We start from the raw sequence: 25327 nt of genomic DNA on the forward strand, positions 1-25327 counted from the left end.
GATACCCCACAGCAGGCGCAAGGAGAGGTGAGGGGCGAGGAGTATGAGCGGATAACCGGAAATAGCTTCTTAAAAATTAATTTGAGAGTTGGAGTATGGTTATTTGATTTTGGCGAATCACTGCAATAGACAAAGGATATTTTTGTTTGTGGTGAAAAAACGTAAATTTGCAGTATGAATAATGATACCATTTGTGCGCTGGCTACGGCCAATGGAGTGGGAGCTTTGGGGATTATCCGGATTTCCGGAGATGATGCTTTACCTGTAGTTCAGAAGAGTTTTCCCGGTAAAAACCTGGCAAAACAGAAGTCTCACACGATTCATTACGGGTATTTTATGGATGGAGAAGAGGCAATTGATGAGGTGATGATTTCTATTTTTCTGGCTCCGAAAAGCTTTACAACCGAAAATTCGGTGGAAATTGCGTTTCACGGCTCTCCGCACATCGGTAAGCGTATTCTGGAAACACTGATCAAAAACGGTGCAAGAATGGCAAAAGCGGGAGAATTTACGCTTCGTGCTTTTATTAATGGAAGAATTGATCTTTCTCAGGCCGAAGCGATCGCAGATGTGATTGCTTCCGAAAATGAAGCGTCCCGAAAAGTAGCGATCAGTCAGCTAAAAGGTGGAATTACCAATGAAATTTCTCTACTCAGAACTGATCTTCTGAATTTCGTTTCTCTGATCGAACTTGAACTTGATTTTGCGGAAGAAGATGTAGAATTTGCAGACAGAACTGCGCTTACCCAATTACTCAATAAAATCGAAATAAAACTTAACTCGCTTATCGAAAGTTTTCAGTACGGAAACGCTATTAAAAACGGAACTGCTGTTGCGATTATCGGAAAACCTAATGCAGGAAAATCGACTTTATTAAATGCTTTATTGAAGGAAGAACGTGCGATCGTTAGCAATATTGCCGGAACAACGAGAGATACCATTGAGGAAATTCTGCATATTAAGGGACATGCTTTCCGCCTGATCGATACAGCCGGACTTCGCGAAACGGTTGACGAAATTGAAGCCATTGGAGTAAAAAAAGCAAAAGAAAAAGTGGAGAATGCCAATATTCTGGTGTATTTGACTGATGTGGGAACTGAAGATTTTTCCGAAGATATTGAAATGATTCGTTCTTTGTTAAGGAATGACCTGAAACTGATTATCTGCGCAACAAAAATTGATGAAGTCATGCCACATCATTATGAAAAACTGGAAGATGTTTTCAGAAAGGAAATTTCTCATGAGTTTGATTTTATTAAAATTTCTGCAGTTGAGAACCAGAATATTCAGGATCTTAAAAATGAGCTGTCCTCGTATGTTGAGCAGCTAAAAGCATCAGAAAATAATGTGGTAATCACCAACCAGCGTCATTTTGAAGCGTTACAAAAATCCCTAAGCGCAGTGCATAAAGTAAATGAAGCGATATCATTCCGGATTTCTACCGAACTGCTGGCTTATGAATTGAGAAATGCATTGGAGCATCTAGGGGAAATATCCGGTGAAGTGACGAATGATGAGGTATTGGGTAATATTTTTTCTAAGTTTTGTATCGGGAAATAATTTAGCTTTTCTTTGATTTCTTTTTCTTTCTTTTGTTTGATTATCAATTATTTATAAAAATTTTATTTTCTCTTTTTGGAGTTTATTTATATATTTGTACACCTGTTGTACACCTCGAACTACAAAAAGTAGTACAAAGGTGTACAAATGTACACCTAAAATAAAAGATATGAATATTACTTTAAAACAGAAAAATTTAGCTGATGGAAGGATTAGTCTTTTCATTGAGTATTACAAAGGTTCTTCTACTAATGCACAAGGAAGAAGAGTTCACCTGCGAAATTTTGAGTATTTGAAACTGTATTTGCATCCCGACCCAAAGTCGGTTAAGGAAAAAAAAGAGAATAAAGAAACTATGGCTCTTGCCGAAAGTATTCTGGCAATCAAAAAAGCTGAATATGTCCAAGGTCGCTACGATTTGAAAGATACCGTAAAAAGTAAAAGAACTTTTTTAACATACTTTGAGGAGCTGACAGAAGAAAAACAAAAGGAAGACACTTCTAATAATTACGGTAACTGGTTTTCTACACTGCAACATCTCAAAAAGATTGTTCCAAAAAATATGACTTTCGATGAAATTGATGAAAAGTTTGTCAAAAAAGTTCATCGGTACTTTGATAGTGATGCTCGCACTAAAAGTAATCTCCCACTTTCCCAGAATTCAAAGCATTCTTATTTCAATAAGTTTAAAGCTGCACTCCGAAATGCCTTCGATAATGGATATTTAACGATAAATTATGCTGCAAAAGTAAAATCATTTGAACAAGCTGAGAGCCAAAGAGAATATCTGATTTTTGATGAACTACAACGATTAGCAAAAGCAGAATGTAAATATCCGGTTTTGAAAAAGGCTTTTCTTTTTTCGTGCTTATCGGGATTACGTTGGTCGGATATTAATACTTTGATTTGGAAAGAAGTTCGTGATGAAGGTGATATTTCAAGAGTCAATTTCCGACAAGAAAAAACAGAGGGTGTAGAATATCTTTATATTTCAAAACAAGCCAGAGAATTGTTGGGCGAAAGACAAGATCCGCAAGAAAGAGTTTTCAAAGGTTTAAAATATGGAATGACCTACAATACTGAAATTATCCGTTGGTGCAATCGTGCTGCAGTTCCGAAACATATTACTTTTCACTCAGCCAGACATACGAATGCAGTTCTGTTGTTGGAAAATGGTGCAGATATTTACACAGTTTCCAAAAGATTAGGACATAGAGAATTGAGAACTACACAGATTTATGCAAAAATAGTGGATAGCAAAATGAAAGAAGCCGCTGAGATTATTCCAGAATTAAATATCGAGTTATGAAAATTCCGTTTTCAATTTTTAAACTCAATAAAAATCACTTTCTAATCCAGTTGAATCCAGATTAATCTTTTTTAACCTTTTGGCAGATAAAATCAATCCAGAGTATTCTTATTTAGCCCACAAGCTATTGGTAGTCTTTTATTTATGGTTTTTATTGTTGACTTTTGTTTCGTTAAATCAATTAAAAGAAACAGATGGAAAATAACGAAATCATTATTCATAAGCTCAACCGAATTGAAAAACATATTTTCGGGCTCAAAGCAATTCTTAATGTAGAAGAGCTTTCAGATTACACAGGGTTCAAGAAATCCTATATCTACAAATTGGTTCATACCAACTCTATCCCATTTTCAAAACCTTCTGGAAAAATTCTATTCTTTGAACGGAAAAAAATTGACGAATGGTTGCTGAAAAACAGTCATAAATCAAATGACGAGATCCAACAGGAAGCAATAGAATTTTCTTTACGCAAAAAATAAAACCTAACTACTGCCATAGTTAGGTTTAAATGTTTGTTTTACTGGAAGTGAAAAGCAAATATAAAAATTATTTGTGACTCCTTCCAAAATCAAAAATGCTTTATGGAAGAGAATAAAATTCTGTATCAAATCGAGACAGAAACGAAAACCATATTCGACAGAGCGATTAATTATTTGAATTCAAAATATTCAATAAGATTTAATACAATCTCTCTTGAGCTTGAAATTAAATTTGTGTCAGATAAAAAATGGTCAGCACTCAATTTGAACTCATTATTTATAGAACTTGTCAGATCAGGAATTGATATTCCGATTAATAAGTTGGAGATTCTGGTCAGAAGTCATTTGATTCAGCAGTACAATCCGATTCGGGAATATTTCGAAAACTTGGAAAATTGGGACAACGATAACCATATCAGTAAGCTTTGCAGTTATGTAAAGACCACGGATGATAAATCTTTCCAAAAATATTTTGAAAAATGGCTGACCAGGACTGTAATATGTGCGTTAAGACCTGGCTACATTAACAAACAGTGTTTTGTCCTATTCAACACTAAGCAGAATAGTGGAAAGACGAGTTTTCTGCGATTTCTCATTCCTGCAAATCTTGAACAATATTATACAGAAGACATTGGTGTTGATAAAGACGGCTTAATTTCCTTATGTAAAAACCTTCTGGTCAATATTGATGAGCTTTCGGTAATGTCAAAAACGGATGTCAATATTCTTAAGTCTTTCATTTCAAAAAATACCGTCAATGCGCGATTGCCTTACGATCGCAAATCTTCATTGATGCACCGGACAGCTTCATTTTGTGGCTCCACCAACCGATCGGATTTTTTAACCGATGAAACCGGAAGTGTACGTTGGCAGATTTTTGAAGTTTTGGAGATTGATTTCAATTATTCAAAGGAAATCAATATTGAAAAAGTTTGGTCTCAGGCATACTATAATGCTTTTGAAAGGAAAAATTACAATCCGGAACTCACGGCTGAAGATATCCAGGAAAATGAAAAGCGGAATGAAAAATTCAAACAGGTGTCCCTGGAACAGGAAATTATCCTTAGTCATTTTGAAAAATCAAAACTACAAAGTGAATTTCTGACGCCTTCGGACATTATGCTTGCTATGAACAATGCTCTTGGTGTACGTCTGAACATTATAAAAATTGGTAAAGCCTTGACCACAATGAACTACGAAAGAATAAAACATCCCAAAAGACAAGTCTATGGATATTTGATTCGAAGAAAAATTGACGAATGACATAATCTAAAATTACTTACCACTTACCTGAAAATTTTGCAAACTACCATTAACAAAAAGTTTACGATAAGGTAACTGAATAAAAATAAACTTACCTAATTACCTGAAATAAATGAAGGTAACCAGGTAATGAGAGGTAGGACGCAAAATCTATAGAAACCTCGATGAATAAAGGTATAGGTAATAAGGTAGGCGAACTTAAAAAAAACTTTATAAGCAAAACACAAAAATAAATTCTATGAACTGCAGACAATTCAACAGCATATCGTTGGAAGAAGTCCTCCTTTCTCTCGGACACCTTCCCACGAAACAAAATGAAAAAGAAGCCTGGTATCTTAACCCCTTTGCCAGCGAATCCCAGGCATCTTTTAAACTCGATAAAAGAATTAACGCCTGGTATCTTCATTCAGAAGGTGTCGGTGGTAACAATACCGATTTTATGAGGAAATATTTGAACGCTTCCGTTAAAGGAGTTCTGGAGTGGGCAGAAAATCATAGTTTTTCTTCTTTTCAAAATCAAAATGTTTATAATCAGAAATTTGAGAATCTTCCGAAAACTTACGAAATAATTGAAATTAAAAATATCCAGCATCCGGCACTCCTGGAATATTTGAAAGAAAGAAAAGTTGAAAGCCAAACCGAATTCTTAAAGGAAATTCATTACCGGATGAATGACAAAAATTATTTCGGAATTGGTTTTAAAAATGATTCAGGAGGATACGAAATCCGCAATAAATATTCAAAAATATGCCTGGGTAAAAAAGATGTCTCAACCATCAAAAACGGTTCTGATTCACTTAGGGTTTTTGAAGGTTTTTTTGATTTTCTTTCTTTTAAAACTCTCGAAAATGAATTGGAAAAGCAACCTTCCGATTATCTTATTTTGAATTCTGTTTCGATGATTCATAATATTAAAAATTCACTTGGAAAATATGATAAAGTGGAGCTTTATTTTGATAATGATGAAGCAGGAAATCGCGCTGTAGAAATCGTTCGAAATGAAACAAAAAAAATAGAAGATTGCCGGGTTATGTATTCAGATTTCAAGGACTTGAATGAATATCTTAGTAAGAAAACCGAAGAAGTTCAAAAACAATATAAATCTGCATTTAAGAGATGAGAAATTCAAAAACTTTTGATGTGAACTTATTTGAGAAGATGTTTGATTTAAATTCAAAAAATAAAATCGGCGCAAATACTATAGCTGTTTTTACTTTCATCCTCTACAAATGTGAAGATCCACAAAAAGAGATTGTTCTGTCAGACTATCAAATGGCAAGAGAGCTTGGTCTTTCCAGGCAAACGGTCATTACTGCAAAAAATAAGCTCAAACTTTTAGGACTTTTAGATTACAATAGAAATCCGGGTTTTCCAAATCGTTTTATTTTAAATGGAAATCCAATGCCAAAAATAACACCAAATAAGCCGATTGATGAATTAAAAACCATTGTGGAATCGGAAATTAATACCAAAAGTTCATTTTCAAAATATCCGAACTTAAAACAGTTTATGGATTTTGCAAAAACTTTAAAAGATTATTCAGAAAAGCTGGATGATTTATTGATTCAAAAATTTCAAAAATGGGAAGAAGCCGATTGGAAAAATTCAATGGGAAGACCCATTTTGAATTGGCAAGCTACTCTTGAAAAAAATATGAATACGCTTGATGTTTCACACTTTAATGGTAATTCTTCGTTATCTAATCTTCCAAAAATTAAAAGACCGAAACTAGATTAAAATCAACTACTCCGACTGGTCTAAATTAAGGTAGACTAAATAAAATTTCTGACTTATGAAAACTCTATAGCAAGATGTGTCTTTGTATATACAAAATTTTCATTTTGTACCTCCAAAGACTCTCTTGCCTTTTCTGCGAAAAGGGTTAAAAAAACTTCGGAACTCGTTTTTTTTGTTTTGGAAACACTTTTCTTTAATGGATAAAGAACTATGAATTGTGCACAGATATATAAGAAGCAATTGCTGGTGAAAAGAAAAAATATATGGATAGAATTAAATGAAAACATTGAATAAAAATGCTAATTTGATGTAACTTTTGTATTACAAATCATTGGACACAGAGGAAGGCTTTTTGAGATTTAAGTATGACATTAAGAATGATGTTTGATTGTAGATTTGCTGTAGGTGGGTTATTTGAGGTTCTGTTTTACAAGTGGATTTTACTCTATCTGCATTTTTTTTACCAAAAAACAAAACATTCTTCGATTTACAGAGACTGAAGATAAAAAATGTAAGTATCTAACAATCAAATCATCAAAATAAACTTTATATTAGCGGTTGAAATAGCTTTACGAAAGTTATATAAGTCAGATTAACGCAATGCGTAAATTTAGAATTTACCTTCAAGCATTTTATCAGAAAACGCTAATATAAGATTAATAATGAGTACTGAATTAGAATTAGATTTTTCCAATTATAACAAATTAGAAATTCATTATTGGCTTAGGAATAATATTCACTCAATAGATGCATTTACAGAAAATAAATGCACTTATGAAATTCTAAATATTATACGTGAAATAGCAAAATTAAATGAGCTAGAAATTCTTATTGAAACCGAAGCTTTAGGAGAAGGCGGAGTGAAAAAGTGGCTTAGAATTGTATCAAAAGATGAAAACAAAAAAGGTACGATAACTTCTGCAGTAATAATTGCTGTTGTAGTTGCAATTCTACAAATTCCTTTTACTAAAATTCCCGAAAAACTAATCGACAAAATTTTTGAAGACACAGAACTTACTGAATTACAAAAAGATAAACTAAGGAAAGAAATAGAAGGTATTGATATCGACAATCAAATCAAGCTTTTAGAAAATCCTACTATTAGAAAAAAAGGTCTAATTTTTATGAAAACTTAGACAAAAATCCTCAAGTTGAAAGTGTGTCGTTTGAAATTCAAGATGAAACTGGTAAAACTATTAATAATGAGAAGAAAATAAATAGACAAGAATTTAAATCTTTTATAATAACAACTGATGATTTAGAACCTCAGGAAATTGAAGAGGCGATTATTGAAATAATATCACCTGTATTAAAAAAGGGTAAATACAAATGGTCTGGTTACTATAATGGCGAACCAATTTTTTTCAATATGAAATCAAATGAATTTAAATCTCTTGTTCAAAACGGTAATGTTGAATTTAAAAATGGTTTTACAATAAATTGTGCAATAACAATCAAGAAAAAAGTTGATAACGAGGGTCATATTAAAATTTCTGGGTATGAAGTAATACGTGTCAACGAATATTTCATAAATGATAAACCTATCCAAACTCGAGAAGGACGAAAATATAAAAGTGATAAAAATAATAATTCTGAGCAGCTAAATCTATTTAGTTCATTAGACGACCAATGATGTTTTCAGGATCTAAAATATCTCAAAAGGCTAGGCTGAACTGCTTCGAATGGGCATTTTACAAGGTATAATATTTTTATTTGATTCAGCTTTTGTGCTAAAAACCCCGCCTCCTGCACTTTCGATTCACAAAAAATAGATTTAAAAGATTTAAAAAAAACTGGGTTGAATGTAAATAGAAATTTAATGCAAAAAATAGAAATTTCATCAAACAGAATTTCATCTTTTCGTCTTTAGCTATTTCTCTTTTCTTACCAGTCTTTGAGAAAAAAAGAAGCCCACGCCGTTGTATATACTACCAGAGTATTTAGTGAGAGTTCAAGACCTCACCCTGCGGGTGTACAGGCACCCTCATTTTTTTACCTAGCCGATGATCAATTCTATTCCGGCCTTTTCAGCTTTGTATTTTATTTTGGTCTGCAATTCATAATAACTCCAGTTTCGAAGTACAAATTCCTGTTCTTTTACAATGCCGATTTTGTCTTCTTGATTTTTAAGAATTAGTGTGCCTGCTTGCTGCTGGATACAGAAATCAATAAGCTTCCGGCTATACAGGTGAAGCCGATGACTTACATATCTGCTTTCCAGATTCTCTGTTTTATACAAAGCCTTTTGTTTTCGTTTAGCTCCATTTCCGGAACGTGCGTAAGCAATACCGTCTTGAATCCTCTTTTGACTTGCCTGAATCGCCAACCTGCGATACAAAAACTCTTCTTTTGATCCAATATTGATTCTTACATTGTTGGCTTTTACGACTATCGGATGTTCCAAAGATAGAGAAGCTTCTGCAATGACTTTTGGTTTTAAATTGTGTTCTTCTTTTTCAAATTCAAAAACTGCGAGCCAGAATATTTTTCTGTCTTTAAGCTGGATTTGTGAAGTACAAAGTTTGATCTCTCCTTTTAGCAGGCGTTCCATAATCAATCGCTTATCAGTGTAGTCTTTTCCTAAGTATGTTTTAACAGGTATCGCAAACATATTGAAGCAAAAGGCTTTCTTATCAGGATCATATTTCATTTTTCTGATGCATTTAACCGGAAGCGGTATCGGAATGTCTTTTTTAAAATTTCGCAGTGACTTTGTTCCCTGCCAATAATCGACTTTGTTTTTAGAGAAGGTTGATTGAATCGTATTGTTCAGGCTTCCCAGAATGTCGGTCGGAATCTCCCCTTTGAAACGGTCAAAGACCATTCGTGCGGTGGTTCCTGTTTTCGAGCGGTTAAATATTCCCATTTGATCTTTGTTTGCATCAGCCAGCTTGTATTGAATTTCTTCGGTAAAATAAAAGAAATCCTTAACCATTTCCTGAACATATAGATGAGAAACAATGAAATTAGCCGCCCGGAAACATCGGTTCTGATAACGATACAGTTTTTCCCACATCTCATTTTTTTGATCTGGTGGAACATCTATCAGCAACTGGATTTTTCGGGTAAGTGTCATCGTGGATTTTTCCATTTTAAAGGGATATTTCAGAAGTGTTTTGATTTTGTAAGTATTCATAAGCGTATAGAAACTCCCGATGGACTTCCTTTTCAGAAAGTTTGAGTTCCCGGGCAATAACTGTGAAAGAAGATTTTTGTTCAATCCTTCTTTTCATAATCTCAAGCTGTTGACTGCTGAGTTCATTCTGGTGAACCTCGTTCTTCTGATATTTTACAGGCAGCTCTACATTAGAGTTTATTTTCAAGATTTGCCTTAGGTCATCTATTGCCTTAGTTACCTCATTGCTAATGTCTTTTACACTGCTTCCCATTGCTTCTGCAATTGGTTTATACCGGAAACCATATTCAAGACAGAGCTGTATAAGGTGTTTTCTTTTGGGATTAATCACCTTTAAGACCTTATTGACTTCATCAAAATCTTTCTGATCGGATTCCTGCTGAAGAAGATGTTCTTTGTCTTGCAGAGGATCATAACCAACAAGATAATCCTGATAGTTCTCAAAACTTTCAAGTGATGTAGTTAATCGTGCGAATTTATTTTTGGGAGTGCTGAAATACGTTATACAGTCTCTTTTCAAAACGAATCGTAAAAAGCCAAGAATATGATTTGGAGTTTCAATGGAATCACGGTGTAACCAGAGTTTAAGGAATGTATCCTGCACAAGGGTTTCCACGACAAAATCATCCTCAAGCATTTGTTTTCCAATCCAGAAAAGAAGTCTTTTGTACCGTAAATGAATATATTCTAATGAGGTGGGATTACCTATTTTCAGCAGTTCATATAATTCATGATCCTTGAATTTTCGGGGCAGAAGCTTTGTTTTTTTCATAAGCAGTATATTTTCTGATTTACTGTTGAGATGAAATGATAAAAGTATGACATAGAGCTGAAGTTTTCCAGCAAGTTATCTAAACAAACACTGGTTTCGAACCAATATCAGGAGTATAGTACAAAACGAGAAATGTAAAAAACAGAACTGGGAGGATATCTTATAATTTTATATCTTTGTTTTAAATCATTATCCATGGCAGCTACAGCACACAAACATATTGGTAGGAATATCGCAAGAATAAGGGAAATGCGCGGCATGAAGCAAGAAACTTTGGCAGATCTATTAGGCGTGAGCCAACAAAAAGTATCCTTACTAGAAAATGCCGAAGAACTCGAAGATACCAAACTTGAGCCCATTGCCAAAGCTCTTGAAATCCCATTGGAAGCACTGAAAAATTTTTCTGAAGATGCTTTCTTTAATATTATTGCTAATACTTATAACAATACCAGTAATGATAATTCGACATTGATAGCTAGTTCATTAAACTATCAGCCCACATTCAATCCAATTGATAAATTGATTGAATCTTATGAAGAAAACAGAAAGCTTTATGAACGGCTGTTGGAAACAGAGAAGGAGAAGAGTAAGTTAATTGAGGAGCTAGTGAGGAAGGTGATAAAGGAATAAAGAATTTTTCAATTAATAAAAAGTAAGTAGTTCTGAATGTGTTGTTAAACTGAGATTTACATCAGTAAGAATATTAACTATATAAGAAAAGTATTCTTATTATCGGCTTTATTATACTCCTTACAATCTTAGATTTATATATGCTGATATGAATAAATTAGTTTCAGCAGAATGTGTTAATGACGATAATTATTATTTAATTAAGCTTTAAAAAGTTAAAACTATAATGAATAGAAATTGCTTAATACTTACTCAATACAGAGATGGAGATACTTATAATGATTTTATAGGTAAATTCTACCATTTTCCGGCTAATGATAATAAAAATTATTTATCTCAATTTAATAATCTTCCGATTGAATTCATTTATTACGAACCGTCAAAGGGAAAGGGAGAGTTTTATGGATATGGAAAAATAATAAAGCCCCCTTTTGAAGACAAAAGGGAACCTGGACATTACTTTGTTGAGGTTGAAGAATATAAACCTTTTTCTAGTCCTGTAAGTTATAAAGATAGAGATGGAAACATTATAGAAAAACAATATTCTTCTGAGACTTATAACTCGCAAAATGCTGTTAGAAGAACAACAAGTAAATTTATTGATGAAATATGTCTTGACGGCGGAATACTTCTTAATTTCAAAGCAGATGCACATTTAATAAAAATCCTTGGAGAGCAATTAATTGGGTCGGAGAAAGTGGGTATCTTAGAGTTGATTAAAAACTCTATAGACGCAGGCGCTAGCTATTGTAAAATTAGAATGGAAAAGCTCATAGAATTACCTGAAATTAATTCATTAGAATATGAGTTTAACGAATTTCCCGGACCAGTTATTGTAATTGAAGACGATGGCAAAGGTATGGACTGGCATACCATCGAAAATGGTTGGTTAAGACCTGCTTCTACTTTAAAGACCAACATAAAAGAAAAGTTAAGAATAGAAAAGGAAAAAGCGGAAAAGGAAGGGAAATTAGGAAGCTACAATACAATTGTAACACAATTAAAGAAAGAAAACGGAGGTAGAATACCTCTTGGTGAGAAAGGTGTTGGTAGATTTGCTACACACAGACTTGGACGAAAATTAATAATTAGAACCAAAACAAAAGATGTTCCTTATGAATATGTATTATCTGTTGACTGGGACGAATTCGATAAGCTAGATAAGCAACATAATAATCTTGATTCTATTGGGGTAAAATTAACAAGACAAGATCCAGTAAGAAATTATGGAGAAAAGGAATCAGGAACACAAATAATAATTTATGGTGGTAGAGATGGTTTTACTCTCGATAGAAATAAAATAGAAGATATTAATAAATCTATTTTAAGACTTAATTCCCCAAATCCTAGCCCTAATCAGGTAAAATCAATTTTCAAAGCTTCTTTGGTATGTCCTCAGATTCCAGATTTAGAAAAAGATGAAGTCTACGAAAAATTTATTCCTAATTTTTCACTAGATGCACTAATAAATAGTGAGGGGGTTATAGAAGAATATAGCATGACCTTTAATCCTCCTAAATCAGTTCCATTGCCCCAGGAAGAATGGAAGGATAAAAATTATGACTTAAAATTACCAAACCCTTATTGGCGTGATGATAGTGGAAATATAAGAACTCCCGTATGTGGCTCATTTTTTATTCATCTAGATGCTTGGTATAGAGTTAAACCATGGATTGATGGGCCTGATGCAAAATTAATGTTAGAATATCTTTCTGATTATGGAGGGATTTCTATTTACAGGGATGATATAATAATATTTCCGGCAGAATCTGGAGCTAAAAATGACTGGATACATTTATCTCAACGTCATATAAAACAAGGCTTTAGAATGTCATATTATAATATGATTGGAAATATAGAAATCGAACAATCCGAAAATTTAGATTTGATTGATAAGACAAATCGTGAAGGAATGATTGAGAATAAAGCCTTTAAAGATTTGGCAGAGCTTACAGAAACATTAATTCAAAATATAATTGAACCAAGATATATAGCCAAAAGAGATGAGTATACTAATTTAACCAAGGGAATCATACGTGATCCGAAAAAATTGGCAGATGCGGCTAAGAGTAGTTCTTTAATTGTTGAAGGAATTAAGGACAATTATCCTATAGAGGATGATCCTTGGCATATATTACATCAATTAGGTAAAACAGTAGATGAGAGAAAAGAAGGATTAGTGAATCTTGATAACTCATTGAAAAATCTAAAAAAAAGTATAACTATTATAGAAGATGTTCAAGAACGATTAGTTGAACATGCCGGTTTTGGTATTGCAGCGGCAGTATCTTTGCATGAATTGGCCAAAATTACTGCTAATTTTTATTCGGGTATTTCAGAACTTATTAAATCTGGAAATGTTGACAAATTCAAATTAGAAGATTTACAATCCGCATCTGCTTCATTAAAGTCAGAACTAAAAAGATTGAGTCCTCTAAGAGCAATTCGTAATGAAAACCGTAGAGAATTTTATGTATCTCAATCTATTAAATATGCTTATGAGGTTTTCAGGTCAAAAATGAAACAGAGTCAAATTGAATTCGAGTTTAATATAGACGAAGATTTTCAAGTTTATGCTCGTTATTCAACTTTAAATCAGATTTTAGCAAATCTATTCGACAATAGTATACATTGGTTAAATCTTGCTAATAAACCAAATAAGAAAATCCTTATTAGATTAAGCAGTAAATATAGGGCTTTGGTGTTTGCAGACAATGGGCCTGGTATTGATAATGTGATACGTCCATATTTATTCGAACCAGGATATAGCATGAAAATACCTCCAAGTGGATTAGGATTATATATTAGTAAATCTTATATGCATTCAATGAATGGTGATATACACGAAACTCATAATAGAGAAAAAATTGAAGAATTAAATGGTGCTCAATTCACCTTAGAGTTTGATACAGTGCCAAAATCTAAAGAGTTAGCTAAATGAGAAAAAACATTTGTATAATTGACGATCAATGGCCAGCAGAGCATTATCCAGGTTTTATTGATGAAACAAAAAAAATTGAAGAGTCAGCTCTAAAATATTTATATCAAAGCCATTCAGATTGGCCAGAACAAGAACTATTTAAACTGGCTAAAGAAATCATAGACAACCATAGCAATGAATGGACTATCTCTGCATTTAAAAATCCTAATCTTTATTTTAATCACATTGAAGAGGAAATTTTTAGTCCTGATATTATTATTTTTGATTGGGATTATGGAATTCCATTTGATACTGATGAAGCATTACTGAAAATATTGGAGTCATCATATTCTATCATTGCTGTTTATACTGGCGCAGATAAAGAAAATGAAGTCACAGACATAGTTAATGATGCTAAGTTTGATTTATATCGAGATAGGGTAAGAATTATTAAAAAGGGCGATACAGATGCCGTTAAACAAGTTATTGAATACTGTAATCAAAAATTTAAAGATAACTTTTCCTATAAATTTGGTCAAGAACTAAAATATAATTCTGTCAAGTCTTTAGATGAAATTTTAGTCTCCATCTCTAAATTATCTTATGATGAATTTATATGTGCCTTTGGACACAAGAGGGAGGATGGCAAAACAGATATTTCTATAAAGGAATTTGTAGAAATTATTTCTGAAAAGTTTAAAAATCATCTTACTAATATTGAATTTACAGAGGAAATCAAACCTGTTGATTGTTCTAATGTACCTATAGATGATATTAGTAAATTATGGTCTTATCGAATGTATTATTCTCCAAATGACGATTTAGTTAGAACCGGTGATATTATTACTTTAAAAGATTCTGATAAATACACAAAGTATCTTGTTATATCAGCTAATTGTCACTTACAGCAATTTTGGAAAAAAAATTTTGGTAATTTAGCTCTTGTGCCTCTACATGAAAAATGTGATGAAAATGAAAATCTTAAAATTAAATTGACTTTATTTACTTCATTGGGGAATTATAACAATGCAAAGGCAACTTCAATTAGTAATTTATGGGCACATGATGCATTAAGTATTGTTGCATCTGTACCAGTACCGAATGAACAGAGTCAGATAGAATATAAAGACTATATTATCTTCCCAAAAGAAATAGTAACAATTAACATTCCTCCTCCTATAGAAATAAAAGACGAAAATTTAGGAAAAATAAGAATTTTAAAATTAAACTATTCGGATTCGGACATGCTTATTTCAATGAATCGGATAAATATTAATGAACCTTTTCGAACTCCATTAATACAATTTGCCCTTAACAACATAACAGGGTATGGAGCACCTGATTATCCTGTTAGCTTACAAGAGATTATTAAATCGAAGAAACTTGAAAAATGAAATATAACGCAATAGATCTTTTCTCTGGTTGCGGAGGCCAAACTGAAGGTCTTCACCAAGCGGGTTTTGATACTAAAGTCGCAATAGAAATAGTCGATGATGCTGTCTTAGCATTTAAAATGAATCATAAAAAAACGGAAGTTATCAAAAGAGACATAAGATTGATCTCTGCTGACGAAATTCGTGAAAAATTAAAGGGCGAACCTCTACATTTACTTGCTGGTTGCCCACCTTGTCAGGGTTTTTCTTCCATTAGAAGATTAAATAGAAAAGAAAGTATAGGTGATGATAGAAATTCCCTAGTTTTAGAATACTTACGTTTAGTGGAAGAATTGCAACCATTAACAATTATGATGGAGAACGTACCTGGGCTAATAGACTATGATCTTTTTAAACAAGTATTTGCACGCTTAAAAGAATTAGGCTACAATCCTAAGGTGGAAGTGGTTAATGTAAAAGATTATGGTGTACCGCAAAAGAGAAGAAGGATGATTATGGTAGGTTCTTTACTGGGAAACATCAATGTCGCAAAACCTACAGGACAAAAAGTAACCGTAAAAGATGTTATTGGTAGTTTAAAATCGGTTCAAGAAACAAATGACCCTGTTCATCAAATCGTGGCCTCACATACTCCTAAAGTTATGGAACGTATAATCTTGACACCCAAAGATGGTGGTAGCTGGAAAGATTTGCCTAAACAGTATCAATTAAAATGTCATACTGGTAAAAATGTGGGATTTAATGATGTTTACGGTAGACTGAGGTGGAATGACTATTCGACAACAATAACTGGAGGCTGTCTAAATCCTTCCAAAGGTAGATTTTTACATCCGGAGGAGGATCGCTGCATCACAGCAAGAGAAGCTGCATTGCTGCAATCTTTTCCAAAAGATTATAAGTTTCCAACAAATATATCAAAAACCGCATTAGCATTACTAATAGGGAACGCTTTACCTCCTAAATTTAGTTATCATCAATCAAAAAATATTTATGATCATTTAGCAGAATATCTTGATGACTGATATTTTTAGTAAAAAGAAGCGATCGGAAATCATGTCTAGGATTGCTAGTAAAGAAACTAAGCCTGAGGTTCAAATTAGAAAGGCCTTATTTAAAAAAGGGTTTAGGTATAGAAAAAATGTGAAAACGTTATCCGGAACACCGGATATAGTTTTAGCAAAATACAAAACAGTTATCTTTATAAATGGTTGCTTTTGGCATGGGCACAATTGCAAAAAAGGAGCCTTACCTACAACAAGAGTAGAATTTTGGATTGAAAAGATAGGTAAGAATAAGGATAGAGATCTAAGAAACATCATAGATCTAAAAAATGAAGGTTGGAAAGTTATAACAGTTTGGCAATGTGAAATAAGTAATAAAAAGTTGTTGGATTTAAAAATTGAGGAATTGTCAAATTCTATAAAAAAGATATCTAATATATAGGTCTCTATTTTTCTTTGGTGAATGAGAACTAACATCTTTGTATATCAGAACTTTGTATAAGATGTTAATTAAGATTATTTACCAAACTTTTCAATCGCGAATACACTTATTATCAATTAAGTTATAAATAGTATAAAATCTTAGTTTATTACTGATATACTTTTAGCGAAATATTATATTTATATTCTCATAAATCTGATAATACCTAGTATTTGATTAGCAGTTTATTTTTGCAATATCAAACTTAAAAAATTCTGCAGACTTATAATATAATAATATTTTATTTATTATCATATCATTACACTAAATACTACTATTATGTTATTTGTTTATTTGTTCAAAACTCAGAAAAAACTAGTGGATAATTTCCGTGAAAGGCGACTGTAAATGAATCTTAAGAATATATAAAAATTGAGGTGTACAGGCGAAATGTATCAATTATCACTGGCGCATTCGGGAAATGTTAATTATCTAATTTACAGGAATTTATAAGGTTGGAGGTGTACAAAAGTAGTACAAATGAATTTTTAAATTTATCACCAAATATTTTAAAGAGTTGGTTTACAAATGTTTAATGTGACGAGATTCGTGCGGAAAAGTAGAAAAAAAAGATGTTGCAGCATCTAAATACTGTACCACTTTTGTACACCTCGATCTACATAAACCGCCATCAATAAAGACTTCTTTAGATACTGTATCGGGAAATAAAATTTACAAATTATTGATATTTAAATAGTTATATTTTTAACTGTGACTTTAATACCCATTTATTGAATGTAACCTATATGATTTTACCGTTTTTAGTTGTAATTTTTTGTCCCTTTTTTTGCCCCTATATCATTGAAACACAAAAAAATTAACAAATGAAAATTGGATTGTTATAAATAAGTTATAATATTTCATACAGGCCAAAATCCGGAGAATAAAGATAATCCTTTTTCCCAATCTTTATTGATTTCGGATATACCATATCTTCACATTTAAATTTCAAACCATCAAGTTGGTAGTAAGAAAGATAAACGGGAGTAGCTATTTTACCATTTCTCCATTCAATCAAAACATCATCATCAAATTTTGGAACGTCTTTTTTAGTTTTCCGGAAGTCGACTTTAAACAATTCGTTTTGCCTTACAATTAATGCATCATTTTTAATCTTGAAAACATCACAGCTTTCAGTATTTACGACCTGGTACTCGCACGGCACTAAACCATAGGACTTTAAAAGATTTTTCTCATACTCATCAACAGCTTTTGAACGCAGGCTATCACTTAAATGGCTCAAATTTGCCCACTTATTTTCAATGCTGTCCCGAAAAACAATCGTTTTGAATTCCTGCATCTTTGAGTATGATGGATGAAAATATTTTTTGCGGTTGAAATATAGGTCACCATGATCATCAATATAAAAAGGCAGTTTCCAATCATACTTAGCTTTAAAAATCAGCTTATTGTCAACATCGATTATCCTAAATTCAAATTGGCTCTTGTTAGGTTTAAGCAGAATATGGTCATCCTTTAAGACGATGATTTCGCTTAGATCGGTCATGTCATTCACCTTCCTAAATTTTGTTTTGTCTTTCAACAAATCGCTAATCATCAGAACCTCTGGATGTGCATCTTTTTCCGGGAAAGGATTACATCCGAATAAAAATGGCAGGCATAAATAGAGTAGTACTGATATATTATTTTTCATATCAAATAATGTAAGTTAAAAATCTGATTATCTGGACAAAAACTTCATTTATAGATTCTTACAGAAATCACAAAACTGGAAGGTTTGTTTAAATTGAATTCGTCATAGGTTGATCATGTGAATAGACAATTAATTACTAGCCGTTTCATTACTTACTAGCTGTTTTCTATTTCTATCAACTACGAAACATGCCTGCTGGGTCTTTATAAGTTATTGCTTGTTTTGTTTAATCAATCTTTCCAGCTCATCATCCAGGCTTTTGGTTTTCCCCCCACATCCGTTGAGGATGACTTTTCCATCAGGTCCGATTAGTATCTTAGCCGGCGTGCAAACAACATTTTCCTTTAGCTTGATTTCTTTATTCACTCCTTCGGTATTATCGATTTGTTTAAACCGTAACTTAGACTCCTTGAAAAGCTTTTGCGTTTCCTGCTCATTTTCCGAAAATCCTTCGGCTATGCCAATCATTTGGAACTTATTTCCAAAACGCTGATAAGTCTCATTTAATTCTGCCACCATATCGTAGTTTTCAGAATTTTTAAGATCATCAATTTGGTAGACAAAGATTACCCAATATTTGCCTTTATTTACTTCGGAGTTAAATATACTTCCATCAATAGTCTTCGCGGAAAAATATTTTGGACTACTCCCGATATTGAAGTCTATATCGGCTTTGTGAGCAGCGATGAATTGTTTCGAGCGCTCTTCTTTATCCTGGCCCTTGCAATTTAGAACTAACAGAATGCCGGCAAAAAGAAGCAATGTTATTTTTTTCATGGTGGTTGTATTAAATTTTGCTAAATAATTGAATCAGGTTATTGCTAATTTACTAAATTTATATTTAGCCAATTTCCGTTTTTGACTGTTTAAAGCTAATATCAAAATGGAGTAAATATTGATGAATAGTTGCCATCACATTGTTGCAGAATATCCAGATAAACCATATGAAAACAATTATTATACTTCTTATCCTTTTTTCCAATTGCGCTTTCGCCCAGCAGCAAATACCTGTTAAGGAAGCAATTCCAAAAGGCGGTCTACTAAACCAAAAAATAAAGCAGACGAAATGGTATTTTGATACCGATGAAATCAGTAATAATAAACTCGATCTGAACAACAATACAACTCAACCCGATGTACTTAATTTTGTGGATGCCAGTCAATTCCTTATTACATTGCAGGATGGTACAAAACTTAGTGGGACATACCAGATCTTTGACCTAGGGGATATGGGAACTCATACTGCGCCGAAAAACTATAAGACCTTCAAGGTTCATAAAACTCAAAATTTAAACAGTCGTGCGACGAAACTAGCCACATTTTTGCAGCAAGATCTAAATGTGCATTATGATCTGGAACGAAAGACTATGGATTTTATAAGTAATGACAACGGGTCAATTGTTCCGTCAAATTAACGTTCCTATATAGATTTTGTTTACTTAGCCTAAATCAATGAATTCTAAGTTTATTAATCATTTTGGTGGAGTAGTGAAAACTTTCTATAAGAAGGAATCTTTTATTCTGAGTTCTTTCTTGAATATATAAGCAAAGACACTGAACAATTTCAAAAGAGGCTTATTGTATTCGGAGAAGGAGAGGAAGTTCGGAAGAATTATTTAAGACTCACAGATGTTTTATGTTCTTAATGAGTTACAAAGTATGGCCGCTGCAAAATGTGAATCACGATTAGTTAAAAAAGCTGGTTTATTTTCCGCATTAACAGGTTTTCGTTTTTCCGATATTAAAAAACTTGTATGGGGTGAAATACAAGGTTCTAAGTGGAGTTGCTAACTTTGTTAGAACACAATTCTTATACTTTTTTGTCTTTAAGATTATGAAAACGATCAGAAAAATTCAGTTTAGAATTATTTTTTGACGAAATGTTTGCTGAAAAGTAATGTATATATTACCATAAATGTCGTCTCTTCTTTTAGAGTCATTTAAAGATTTTCTTAGAACCAAAAATTCAGATATAAAACTGCTTATTTTAACCCCTCAAAAATTTTATTTACCTTTTTTTGTGTAAGTTAGATGAATTAGAGAGCTAATTTGTCGGTTTGGGATGTTATGATGCTTTTAGTCCCTATTTCTTCCTCATTTTGATTAACTAATTAATAATCAAACAGCTTGAAGTTCTGTATCGATAAATCACTGAGTTTTTCAACTTCTTCATGAAGTAATAAATATTAAAATGCGATAAAAAGTTTTTAGATTCTATTTTTATCACTCCACTTCTTTGGTTTTAATCCAAAGTGTTTTTCGAATAACCTTCCGAAATAACTCAAATTGCTAAATCCTAATTGATAGCCGACTTCTGAAACTGAGAGGTCTTCTTGCCTTAACAGTCTTGCCGCCTTTTGCATACGCAGATGATTGTAATATTCGTAAATTCCTTTGCCAAAAACTTGTGTAAATATCCTTCTTAGTTTCAGCTCATTCATACCACTTAGTTTTACCAGTTCATCTTTTGTAAGTGGTTTTTCGAGATTTGTTTCTATCGTATTTCGAACCAAATAAACCGCATCAATTTCAGCATTGCTAAGATGGTGATGTTGCGTTTTTTCTCTTTTTAATAAATTGCTGAAAAGCAAATAAATAAGTTCAAGTGCTTTTAATCGATAAAAGGCTTGCGATAAAATGTTTTCTGTTGAAAGATTAGCCAATTGAGCAACCAAATCAGACATTTCAGGTGACATAAATTCTTCTATCCAAAAGGTTTTTTCTACATCAAAAAGATAAGACAATTTATTTGCATCATTGCCTATAAAACGTTTCAGGTATTCCAGTTCGACTAATACGGTGATTTGCTGTACGTGAACATCTCCAGGAAATAGCACTTCGCTCTCTAAATGCGAAGGCATAATGCGAACATGTGGCTGATTGTTCAATGCTCTTTTACCAATTGCTTTACCCTTTTCTTCCGTAATAAAAATATTTTGAAACGAAATGAGCAATCCTTTTTCTATGGCCCCGATTGGTTTTCTTTTATAAGCAAAAGTCTGGCTGGCAATTAAGGAACGAACCATTAGTAACATCTCGGGCATCAAGTCCACAATGTTCAATTGGTTGAAATGCAAAAGTTTTATTTCTTCTTCAATAGAAGATAGGGAGAGGCCGAGTTTTTCAGCAAGTCGCCTCATTTTAAGTTTTTCATCAAACATAATTTATTGGACTATTATTTGTTTAATTTGGACTATTTTATCTGTAAATATATAAAGAGATTTGCGGTATAAAATTAAAATCTTAGAAACAATGAAAAAAAATATTGTGATTTCAGGAGGAGGCATCGCCGGATTAACTGCTGCAAAACTATTGAGCAAACAAGGTCATAAAGTGACTGTTTTGGAAAGAGCTGCATCATTCAGTAAATCTGGGTTTCTTATTTCGCTCAAGAGTTTTGGGGTTCGTATTATGGACGAATTAGGATTAGCAGGACAATTGCAGCAAGCATCATCACCATCGGAATTTGTAAATTTCAGGGAATCAAACGATACAATTATACAAGGTCTTAGCTATGAGAAAATGAACGAGAACATTGAACGTTCCGTATTGATAACACGAGGCGGACTGCATCACGTTTTATACAACGACCTAAAGGATGAAGTGAATATTCTTTTTTCATCTTCTGTTGAAAAACTAACGTATGATGAAAACAAAGTCAAAATCTTACTCAACAACGGAGCCGTGTTGGAAGCCGACCTGCTTATCGTTTCAGAAGGCTTACGCTCTACAACAAGACAAAATTATTTTCCGGAAAGTACGCTGGAGGATTTTAATGTGCTTTATATGGGCGGACGATTGAAAGAGCATCATTCTTATGAGGTCGGCAAATTCAATATATATATTGATGTGAATAAGATGCTGTCTATTTATCCCATTGCTTCCGATGAAATAGCCATTCAGTGCTATATACACGACAAAGGAGGTTTAGCATCCATTCAAAATAAGGCCAATGAAATACTCAGAACATCTTTTACCGGATACAATGAAGATATACAGCATTTGTTAGATCGTTTCGTAAATAATGGCCTTATGTTTCTTGATAAAATGGGTATGATAAATTCACCCACTTTAGTAAACCGCAATGTGGTTTTATTGGGAGATGCGGGCTATTGTCCTACAGCACTATCAGGAATGGGAGCATCGTTATCTATTTACGGAGCAAAGGCCCTGGCTCATTTTATTTACGAAAATCCCAATGATTTAAAAACGGCTTGTGCTAACTATGATACGATCATGCGACCTGTGATTCAGAAATTTCAGGGAAATGCAAAAAATAATTCGGCATCATTTATCCCTGATAATGAAGAAAAATTAAAACGGTTTGTCAATTCATTCAGAGCTGCATCTGATATCGATGTGCAAAAAATAATGATTGATCCAATTGTATTAACAGAAGACCAGTTAAATTTTAAAATTAGTTAAATAATGAATTTTAGGAAGATACTTTCCGTGATAGTAGGATTCGGAACGATAGGACTATTGAGCTCTGTTTTTGCTAAGATACAAGGGATGTTGTTCGCATCATCTTTGGAAATATTTACCAATCAGGAATTAGCCGCCACCAATATTTCTCAATTTGTCATCAAACTTATCTGTGTGTGGATCAGCTGTTTTTTAGGAGGATTAACTACCACAAAGATTGGAGGAAAAGCAAGAGAAAATCTGATAGTTGGCAGTTTAATAATGCTGGTTGTGGGTTGGCTATGGTTGTCGGCTGTGAACCCTATCTGGTTTTGGGTATTAATGATTTCAGGTGTTTTACCCTGCGTATTTTTAGGATATAAAGTAACTTCTGCCATGTCTAAAACAAAAACACTATTTTAACTAAGTATCGAATAAAGAATAAAATCACATCTACCAGTTTCCGATTGCCATTTTTTTATAATTATATTAATTTCTTAGTATATAAATGTTGCTTTCCTTTCTACTGAAACCCAGCTTTTCATATAAACTTATTGCCGGAGTTCGGTGCTCTTCTGTAAAGAGCAATACTTCATTCAGTTGTTTCTCGTTTGAGATAGACAGCAATTTTTCTATAAGCTTCAACCCAATTCCCATTCCACGATAATTCTCATCAACGATCACATCTTCAATCCAGCCTTTGTTTCCCGAAATCACCTTGTAGATTGCCATGGAGGCAATTCCCACGATTCGATTCCCTATGAAACATCCAACCAATGTCACTGGGTTGGTCTCAATTAAAATCTCGTCGAGTTTCACCTGTTTTTTGTTAGGGCTTAGTTGCTTAAATAGCGTACAAACCTGATCCTGTAAATTTGCAGTGAGACTGCTTTTGTTTAAAACTTCAATTCGCATTATTCTATATCTTTTAATTTAACAACCGCTTCTGCTTGCAGGTCCTCTGTTAAGTTCAGTGTTTTCCCGAGCTTTTGCGACGCATTTACGAAGGAAATAAAAACACATAATTCCGAAATTTCTTCATCCGAAAAATATTCCCGAAGCATGTCAAAATGTGCATCCGAGATAGAACGGTGGTCTAAGCAAAATAATTCTGCAAAAGAAGCCGCTGTAGAGATTTTCATCTGCGATTCGTCAAAATCAGGTTTTCCGCCTTTTACCATACAATATTCGCAACCATTTCCAAAAGCCATTGTTCTGCGGACCTGCTCCAACAAATCTTGGTCCAGCAAGGTTTCCCTCCATAAAGTTTCCTCCAGATCATTCCACTTTTTAAGAAGATCGGTATTGTGTCCTATAAGTTTTTCGAATGGAGTATTTCCATTGTTTGAAAATTTGATTCGTGTCATATTTTTTTATTTACTTCACAAATTTCAATATTTAAAAAGATTTGTTGAAACGGAATTAATGGAATTATTTATTAATTTTGTCTGATTTAACTGCTAATATTTAATTTTTAAATGAAAATAACTTTAGACGACTTTGACCAGAAGATTCTTAAGATCTTAAGCCAGAATTCCAGGCTTAGCTATGCCGAAATAGGAAGAATTATTTCGCTGTCACAATCTGCGACCAAAGAGCGCGTGATGAATTTGGTGGATAATGGAATAATACGTCAGTTCAGCGTGGAAATAGACTATCAGAAATTAGGTTATGATCTGAAGGTGCTGATCAGTATGAAATTTAAAAATGATGATTTCAGAAAATTCATTGCTGATCTGGAAAAATTTCCTGAAGTTGTAAACTGCAAAAGAGTAACGGGTGAATATTGTCTGATTACCGAATGTATCTTACGGGACAGTTCTCATCTTGAAAAGCTCATAGACAGGCTAATTCCGTATGGAATCCCAACGACATCCATTCAGCTTTCAGAAATAAACCGGCAGAAAATTTAAAGCCGCGGAAAAATATTAAAAAGGTAGTATATAAGAAGTATCGCTCAACCTTTTAATGATTTTCTTGCCACTTGACTTTCGGTATAGGAAAGAAACACCACCACCGACACCAGACAAGTCAATATCATTGAGCATTTCCGGATCTAGGCCTAACCACATCATATTAAAGATGCTCAGGCTATCGCCGTGAGAAACAATGATGATATTTTCATTATCATTTGACATGATTTCATTGTAGAAAGGCAGTAATCTGTTCCAGACATCAAATCTGGACTCTGCGTCGCTGAAGCACTTGTCGTAGATTGTTTTTTCTTCGTTTTCAATATTTTCTTTCAGCCATCGAACAGATTTTCCGATAGCCTTCCCAAGGCTTCTCTCTTTTAGAGCATCTGTCAGGTTGGGAGTGCTATGTAATTCTTTCCCAAGAATCTCAGCGGTTTGTCTTGCCCTTTTGAGAGGTGATGAATATATTGCAAACCTGATGCCCTGAAATTCTTTCCTGACATTGCGTGCGATGTTTTCCGCCTGCAGAATTCCGTTTTTAGTGAGTTCCCAGTCAGTCCATGAACCGATCATACCATTTGTATGATGAATGGATTCAGGGTGTTGGACCGTGATTACATTTTTATTTAAAAGCATTGACCTATTGTCGTTTTTAAAAAGCTATAAATTAT

The 25327-nt window shown here is 33.2% G+C and carries 25 protein-coding genes; 17 read left to right on the plus strand and 8 right to left on the minus strand.

Annotation, left to right across the window (positions count from 1 at the left end; all coding sequences use genetic code 11):
* Window positions 1-174: 174 nt before the first annotated feature.
* The 8 genes from mnmE (at window position 175) to ACWNCI_RS01220 (ending at window position 7981) form a co-directional block, all read left to right on the plus strand.
* Window positions 175-1560 (plus strand): tRNA uridine-5-carboxymethylaminomethyl(34) synthesis GTPase MnmE, encoded by a 1386-nt coding sequence (gene mnmE, locus ACWNCI_RS01185; RefSeq protein ID WP_449386837.1) that lies wholly within the window; start codon window positions 175-177, stop codon window positions 1558-1560.
* 169 nt (window positions 1561-1729) lie between these two features.
* Window positions 1730-2869: a site-specific integrase gene (locus ACWNCI_RS01190; RefSeq protein WP_449386838.1), complete on the plus strand. Its 1140-nt coding sequence runs from the start codon at window positions 1730-1732 to the stop codon at window positions 2867-2869.
* Between the two features lie 194 nt (window positions 2870-3063).
* Window positions 3064-3348, plus strand: coding sequence for a helix-turn-helix transcriptional regulator (locus ACWNCI_RS01195; protein WP_027374281.1), 285 nt, complete (start codon window positions 3064-3066; stop codon window positions 3346-3348).
* A 102-nt stretch (window positions 3349-3450) separates the two neighbouring features.
* Entirely contained in the window at window positions 3451-4611 is a 1161-nt protein-coding gene (locus ACWNCI_RS01200; protein ID WP_449386839.1) for a VapE domain-containing protein, read from the plus strand.
* Between the two features lie 238 nt (window positions 4612-4849).
* Window positions 4850-5731 (plus strand): toprim domain-containing protein, encoded by an 882-nt coding sequence (locus tag ACWNCI_RS01205; RefSeq protein ID WP_449386840.1) that lies wholly within the window; start codon window positions 4850-4852, stop codon window positions 5729-5731.
* The gene (locus tag ACWNCI_RS01210; RefSeq protein ID WP_449386841.1) at window positions 5728-6348 is read left to right on the plus strand and encodes a hypothetical protein; all 621 of its coding nucleotides are present in this window, start codon (window positions 5728-5730) and stop codon (window positions 6346-6348) included. Before ACWNCI_RS01205 ends, ACWNCI_RS01210 begins: the two co-directional genes overlap by 4 nt.
* A 662-nt stretch (window positions 6349-7010) precedes the next feature.
* Window positions 7011-7484, plus strand: coding sequence for a hypothetical protein (locus tag ACWNCI_RS01215; protein WP_449386842.1), 474 nt, complete (start codon window positions 7011-7013; stop codon window positions 7482-7484).
* A gap of 23 nt (window positions 7485-7507) precedes the next feature.
* The gene (locus tag ACWNCI_RS01220) at window positions 7508-7981 is read left to right on the plus strand and encodes a hypothetical protein (RefSeq protein ID WP_449386843.1); all 474 of its coding nucleotides are present in this window, start codon (window positions 7508-7510) and stop codon (window positions 7979-7981) included.
* Between the two features lie 363 nt (window positions 7982-8344).
* Here the strand turns inward: ACWNCI_RS01220 and ACWNCI_RS01225 are convergent, their stop codons facing one another.
* Window positions 8345-9439 (minus strand): hypothetical protein, encoded by a 1095-nt coding sequence (locus ACWNCI_RS01225; RefSeq protein WP_449386844.1) that lies wholly within the window; start codon window positions 9437-9439, stop codon window positions 8345-8347.
* 1 nt (window position 9440) lies between these two features.
* Window positions 9441-10256 (minus strand): RNA polymerase sigma factor, encoded by an 816-nt coding sequence (locus ACWNCI_RS01230; protein WP_449386845.1) that lies wholly within the window; start codon window positions 10254-10256, stop codon window positions 9441-9443.
* A 195-nt stretch (window positions 10257-10451) separates the two neighbouring features.
* Between ACWNCI_RS01230 and ACWNCI_RS01235 the strand changes: the two genes are divergently transcribed.
* From ACWNCI_RS01235 to ACWNCI_RS01255, 5 genes are all read left to right on the plus strand, one after another.
* Window positions 10452-10886, plus strand: a complete 435-nt coding sequence (locus tag ACWNCI_RS01235; protein ID WP_449386846.1) for a helix-turn-helix domain-containing protein — start codon at window positions 10452-10454, stop codon at window positions 10884-10886.
* A gap of 226 nt (window positions 10887-11112) precedes the next feature.
* Window positions 11113-13827: a sensor histidine kinase gene (locus ACWNCI_RS01240; protein WP_449386847.1), complete on the plus strand. Its 2715-nt coding sequence runs from the start codon at window positions 11113-11115 to the stop codon at window positions 13825-13827.
* Window positions 13824-15200 carry a hypothetical protein gene (locus ACWNCI_RS01245; protein WP_449386848.1) on the plus strand — a complete coding sequence of 459 codons (1377 nt, stop codon included), beginning with the start codon at window positions 13824-13826 and terminating at the stop codon, window positions 15198-15200. Before ACWNCI_RS01240 ends, ACWNCI_RS01245 begins: the two co-directional genes overlap by 4 nt.
* The gene (locus tag ACWNCI_RS01250; RefSeq protein WP_449386849.1) at window positions 15197-16222 is read left to right on the plus strand and encodes a DNA cytosine methyltransferase; all 1026 of its coding nucleotides are present in this window, start codon (window positions 15197-15199) and stop codon (window positions 16220-16222) included. Before ACWNCI_RS01245 ends, ACWNCI_RS01250 begins: the two co-directional genes overlap by 4 nt.
* A gap of 31 nt (window positions 16223-16253) precedes the next feature.
* Entirely contained in the window at window positions 16254-16643 is a 390-nt protein-coding gene (locus tag ACWNCI_RS01255; protein ID WP_449386850.1) for a very short patch repair endonuclease, read from the plus strand.
* An 889-nt stretch (window positions 16644-17532) separates the two neighbouring features.
* Here the strand turns inward: ACWNCI_RS01255 and ACWNCI_RS01260 are convergent.
* Window positions 17533-18336 carry a hypothetical protein gene (locus tag ACWNCI_RS01260; RefSeq protein ID WP_449386851.1) on the minus strand — a complete coding sequence of 268 codons (804 nt, stop codon included), beginning with the start codon at window positions 18334-18336 and terminating at the stop codon, window positions 17533-17535.
* A gap of 210 nt (window positions 18337-18546) precedes the next feature.
* Window positions 18547-19113 (minus strand): TlpA family protein disulfide reductase, encoded by a 567-nt coding sequence (locus tag ACWNCI_RS01265; RefSeq protein ID WP_449386852.1) that lies wholly within the window; start codon window positions 19111-19113, stop codon window positions 18547-18549.
* 167 nt (window positions 19114-19280) lie between these two features.
* Here ACWNCI_RS01265 and ACWNCI_RS01270 point away from each other — a divergent pair, with 167 nt between their 5' ends.
* Window positions 19281-19751, plus strand: a complete 471-nt coding sequence (locus ACWNCI_RS01270) for a hypothetical protein (RefSeq protein ID WP_449386853.1) — start codon at window positions 19281-19283, stop codon at window positions 19749-19751.
* Between the two features lie 792 nt (window positions 19752-20543).
* On the opposite strand, the gene ACWNCI_RS01275 is transcribed toward ACWNCI_RS01270, so the two are convergent.
* Entirely contained in the window at window positions 20544-21497 is a 954-nt protein-coding gene (locus tag ACWNCI_RS01275) for a helix-turn-helix transcriptional regulator (RefSeq protein ID WP_449386854.1), read from the minus strand.
* A gap of 61 nt (window positions 21498-21558) precedes the next feature.
* Here ACWNCI_RS01275 and ACWNCI_RS01280 point away from each other — a divergent pair, with 61 nt between their 5' ends.
* Both ACWNCI_RS01280 and ACWNCI_RS01285 read left to right on the plus strand, forming a co-directional pair.
* Window positions 21559-22761 carry an FAD-dependent monooxygenase gene (locus tag ACWNCI_RS01280; protein WP_449386855.1) on the plus strand — a complete coding sequence of 401 codons (1203 nt, stop codon included), beginning with the start codon at window positions 21559-21561 and terminating at the stop codon, window positions 22759-22761.
* Window positions 22762-22764: 3 nt separating this feature from the next.
* On the plus strand, window positions 22765-23163 hold the full coding sequence (locus tag ACWNCI_RS01285) for a hypothetical protein (protein ID WP_449386856.1): 399 nt from the start codon (window positions 22765-22767) through the stop codon (window positions 23161-23163).
* 66 nt (window positions 23164-23229) lie between these two features.
* On the opposite strand, the gene ACWNCI_RS01290 is transcribed toward ACWNCI_RS01285, so the two are convergent.
* Window positions 23230-23655 (minus strand): GNAT family N-acetyltransferase, encoded by a 426-nt coding sequence (locus tag ACWNCI_RS01290; protein WP_449386857.1) that lies wholly within the window; start codon window positions 23653-23655, stop codon window positions 23230-23232.
* The gene (locus tag ACWNCI_RS01295; RefSeq protein ID WP_449386858.1) at window positions 23655-24107 is read right to left on the minus strand and encodes a carboxymuconolactone decarboxylase family protein; all 453 of its coding nucleotides are present in this window, start codon (window positions 24105-24107) and stop codon (window positions 23655-23657) included. Before ACWNCI_RS01295 ends, ACWNCI_RS01290 begins: the two co-directional genes overlap by 1 nt.
* A gap of 111 nt (window positions 24108-24218) precedes the next feature.
* On the opposite strand from ACWNCI_RS01295, the gene ACWNCI_RS01300 reads away from it, so the two are divergent.
* The gene (locus tag ACWNCI_RS01300) at window positions 24219-24653 is read left to right on the plus strand and encodes an Lrp/AsnC family transcriptional regulator (RefSeq protein WP_449386859.1); all 435 of its coding nucleotides are present in this window, start codon (window positions 24219-24221) and stop codon (window positions 24651-24653) included.
* A 15-nt stretch (window positions 24654-24668) separates the two neighbouring features.
* Here the strand turns inward: ACWNCI_RS01300 and ACWNCI_RS01305 are convergent, their stop codons facing one another.
* A complete protein-coding gene (locus ACWNCI_RS01305) occupies window positions 24669-25292 on the minus strand; it encodes a histidine phosphatase family protein (RefSeq protein ID WP_449386860.1) in 624 nt (207 codons plus the stop codon).
* Between the last annotated feature and the right edge of the window lie 35 nt (window positions 25293-25327).

The organism is Chryseobacterium lineare, from assembly GCF_977014045.1.

Bases quoted from the DNA above. Each gene is read 5' to 3' on its own strand.
- ACWNCI_RS01245 (WP_449386848.1), top strand. From the start codon at position 13,824: ATGAGAAAAAACATTTGTATAATTGACGATCAATGGCCAGCAGAGCAT.
- ACWNCI_RS01275 (WP_449386854.1), bottom strand. From the start codon at position 21,497: ATGTTTGATGAAAAACTTAAAATGAGGCGACTTGCTGAAAAACTCGGC.
- mnmE (WP_449386837.1), top strand. From the start codon at position 175: ATGAATAATGATACCATTTGTGCGCTGGCTACGGCCAATGGAGTGGGA.
- ACWNCI_RS01270 (WP_449386853.1), top strand. From the start codon at position 19,281: ATGAAAACAATTATTATACTTCTTATCCTTTTTTCCAATTGCGCTTTC.
- ACWNCI_RS01250 (WP_449386849.1), top strand. From the start codon at position 15,197: ATGAAATATAACGCAATAGATCTTTTCTCTGGTTGCGGAGGCCAAACT.
- ACWNCI_RS01210 (WP_449386841.1), top strand. From the start codon at position 5,728: ATGAGAAATTCAAAAACTTTTGATGTGAACTTATTTGAGAAGATGTTT.
- ACWNCI_RS01195 (WP_027374281.1), top strand. From the start codon at position 3,064: ATGGAAAATAACGAAATCATTATTCATAAGCTCAACCGAATTGAAAAA.
- ACWNCI_RS01230 (WP_449386845.1), bottom strand. From the start codon at position 10,256: ATGAAAAAAACAAAGCTTCTGCCCCGAAAATTCAAGGATCATGAATTA.
- ACWNCI_RS01200 (WP_449386839.1), top strand. From the start codon at position 3,451: ATGGAAGAGAATAAAATTCTGTATCAAATCGAGACAGAAACGAAAACC.
- ACWNCI_RS01190 (WP_449386838.1), top strand. From the start codon at position 1,730: ATGAATATTACTTTAAAACAGAAAAATTTAGCTGATGGAAGGATTAGT.
- ACWNCI_RS01225 (WP_449386844.1), bottom strand. From the start codon at position 9,439: ATGGAAAAATCCACGATGACACTTACCCGAAAAATCCAGTTGCTGATA.
- ACWNCI_RS01255 (WP_449386850.1), top strand. From the start codon at position 16,254: ATGTCTAGGATTGCTAGTAAAGAAACTAAGCCTGAGGTTCAAATTAGA.
- ACWNCI_RS01305 (WP_449386860.1), bottom strand. From the start codon at position 25,292: ATGCTTTTAAATAAAAATGTAATCACGGTCCAACACCCTGAATCCATT.
- ACWNCI_RS01285 (WP_449386856.1), top strand. From the start codon at position 22,765: ATGAATTTTAGGAAGATACTTTCCGTGATAGTAGGATTCGGAACGATA.
- ACWNCI_RS01240 (WP_449386847.1), top strand. From the start codon at position 11,113: ATGAATAGAAATTGCTTAATACTTACTCAATACAGAGATGGAGATACT.
- ACWNCI_RS01290 (WP_449386857.1), bottom strand. From the start codon at position 23,655: ATGCGAATTGAAGTTTTAAACAAAAGCAGTCTCACTGCAAATTTACAG.
- ACWNCI_RS01295 (WP_449386858.1), bottom strand. From the start codon at position 24,107: ATGACACGAATCAAATTTTCAAACAATGGAAATACTCCATTCGAAAAA.
- ACWNCI_RS01300 (WP_449386859.1), top strand. From the start codon at position 24,219: ATGAAAATAACTTTAGACGACTTTGACCAGAAGATTCTTAAGATCTTA.
- ACWNCI_RS01205 (WP_449386840.1), top strand. From the start codon at position 4,850: ATGAACTGCAGACAATTCAACAGCATATCGTTGGAAGAAGTCCTCCTT.
- ACWNCI_RS01260 (WP_449386851.1), bottom strand. From the start codon at position 18,336: ATGAAAAATAATATATCAGTACTACTCTATTTATGCCTGCCATTTTTA.
- ACWNCI_RS01215 (WP_449386842.1), top strand. From the start codon at position 7,011: ATGAGTACTGAATTAGAATTAGATTTTTCCAATTATAACAAATTAGAA.
- ACWNCI_RS01265 (WP_449386852.1), bottom strand. From the start codon at position 19,113: ATGAAAAAAATAACATTGCTTCTTTTTGCCGGCATTCTGTTAGTTCTA.
- ACWNCI_RS01235 (WP_449386846.1), top strand. From the start codon at position 10,452: ATGGCAGCTACAGCACACAAACATATTGGTAGGAATATCGCAAGAATA.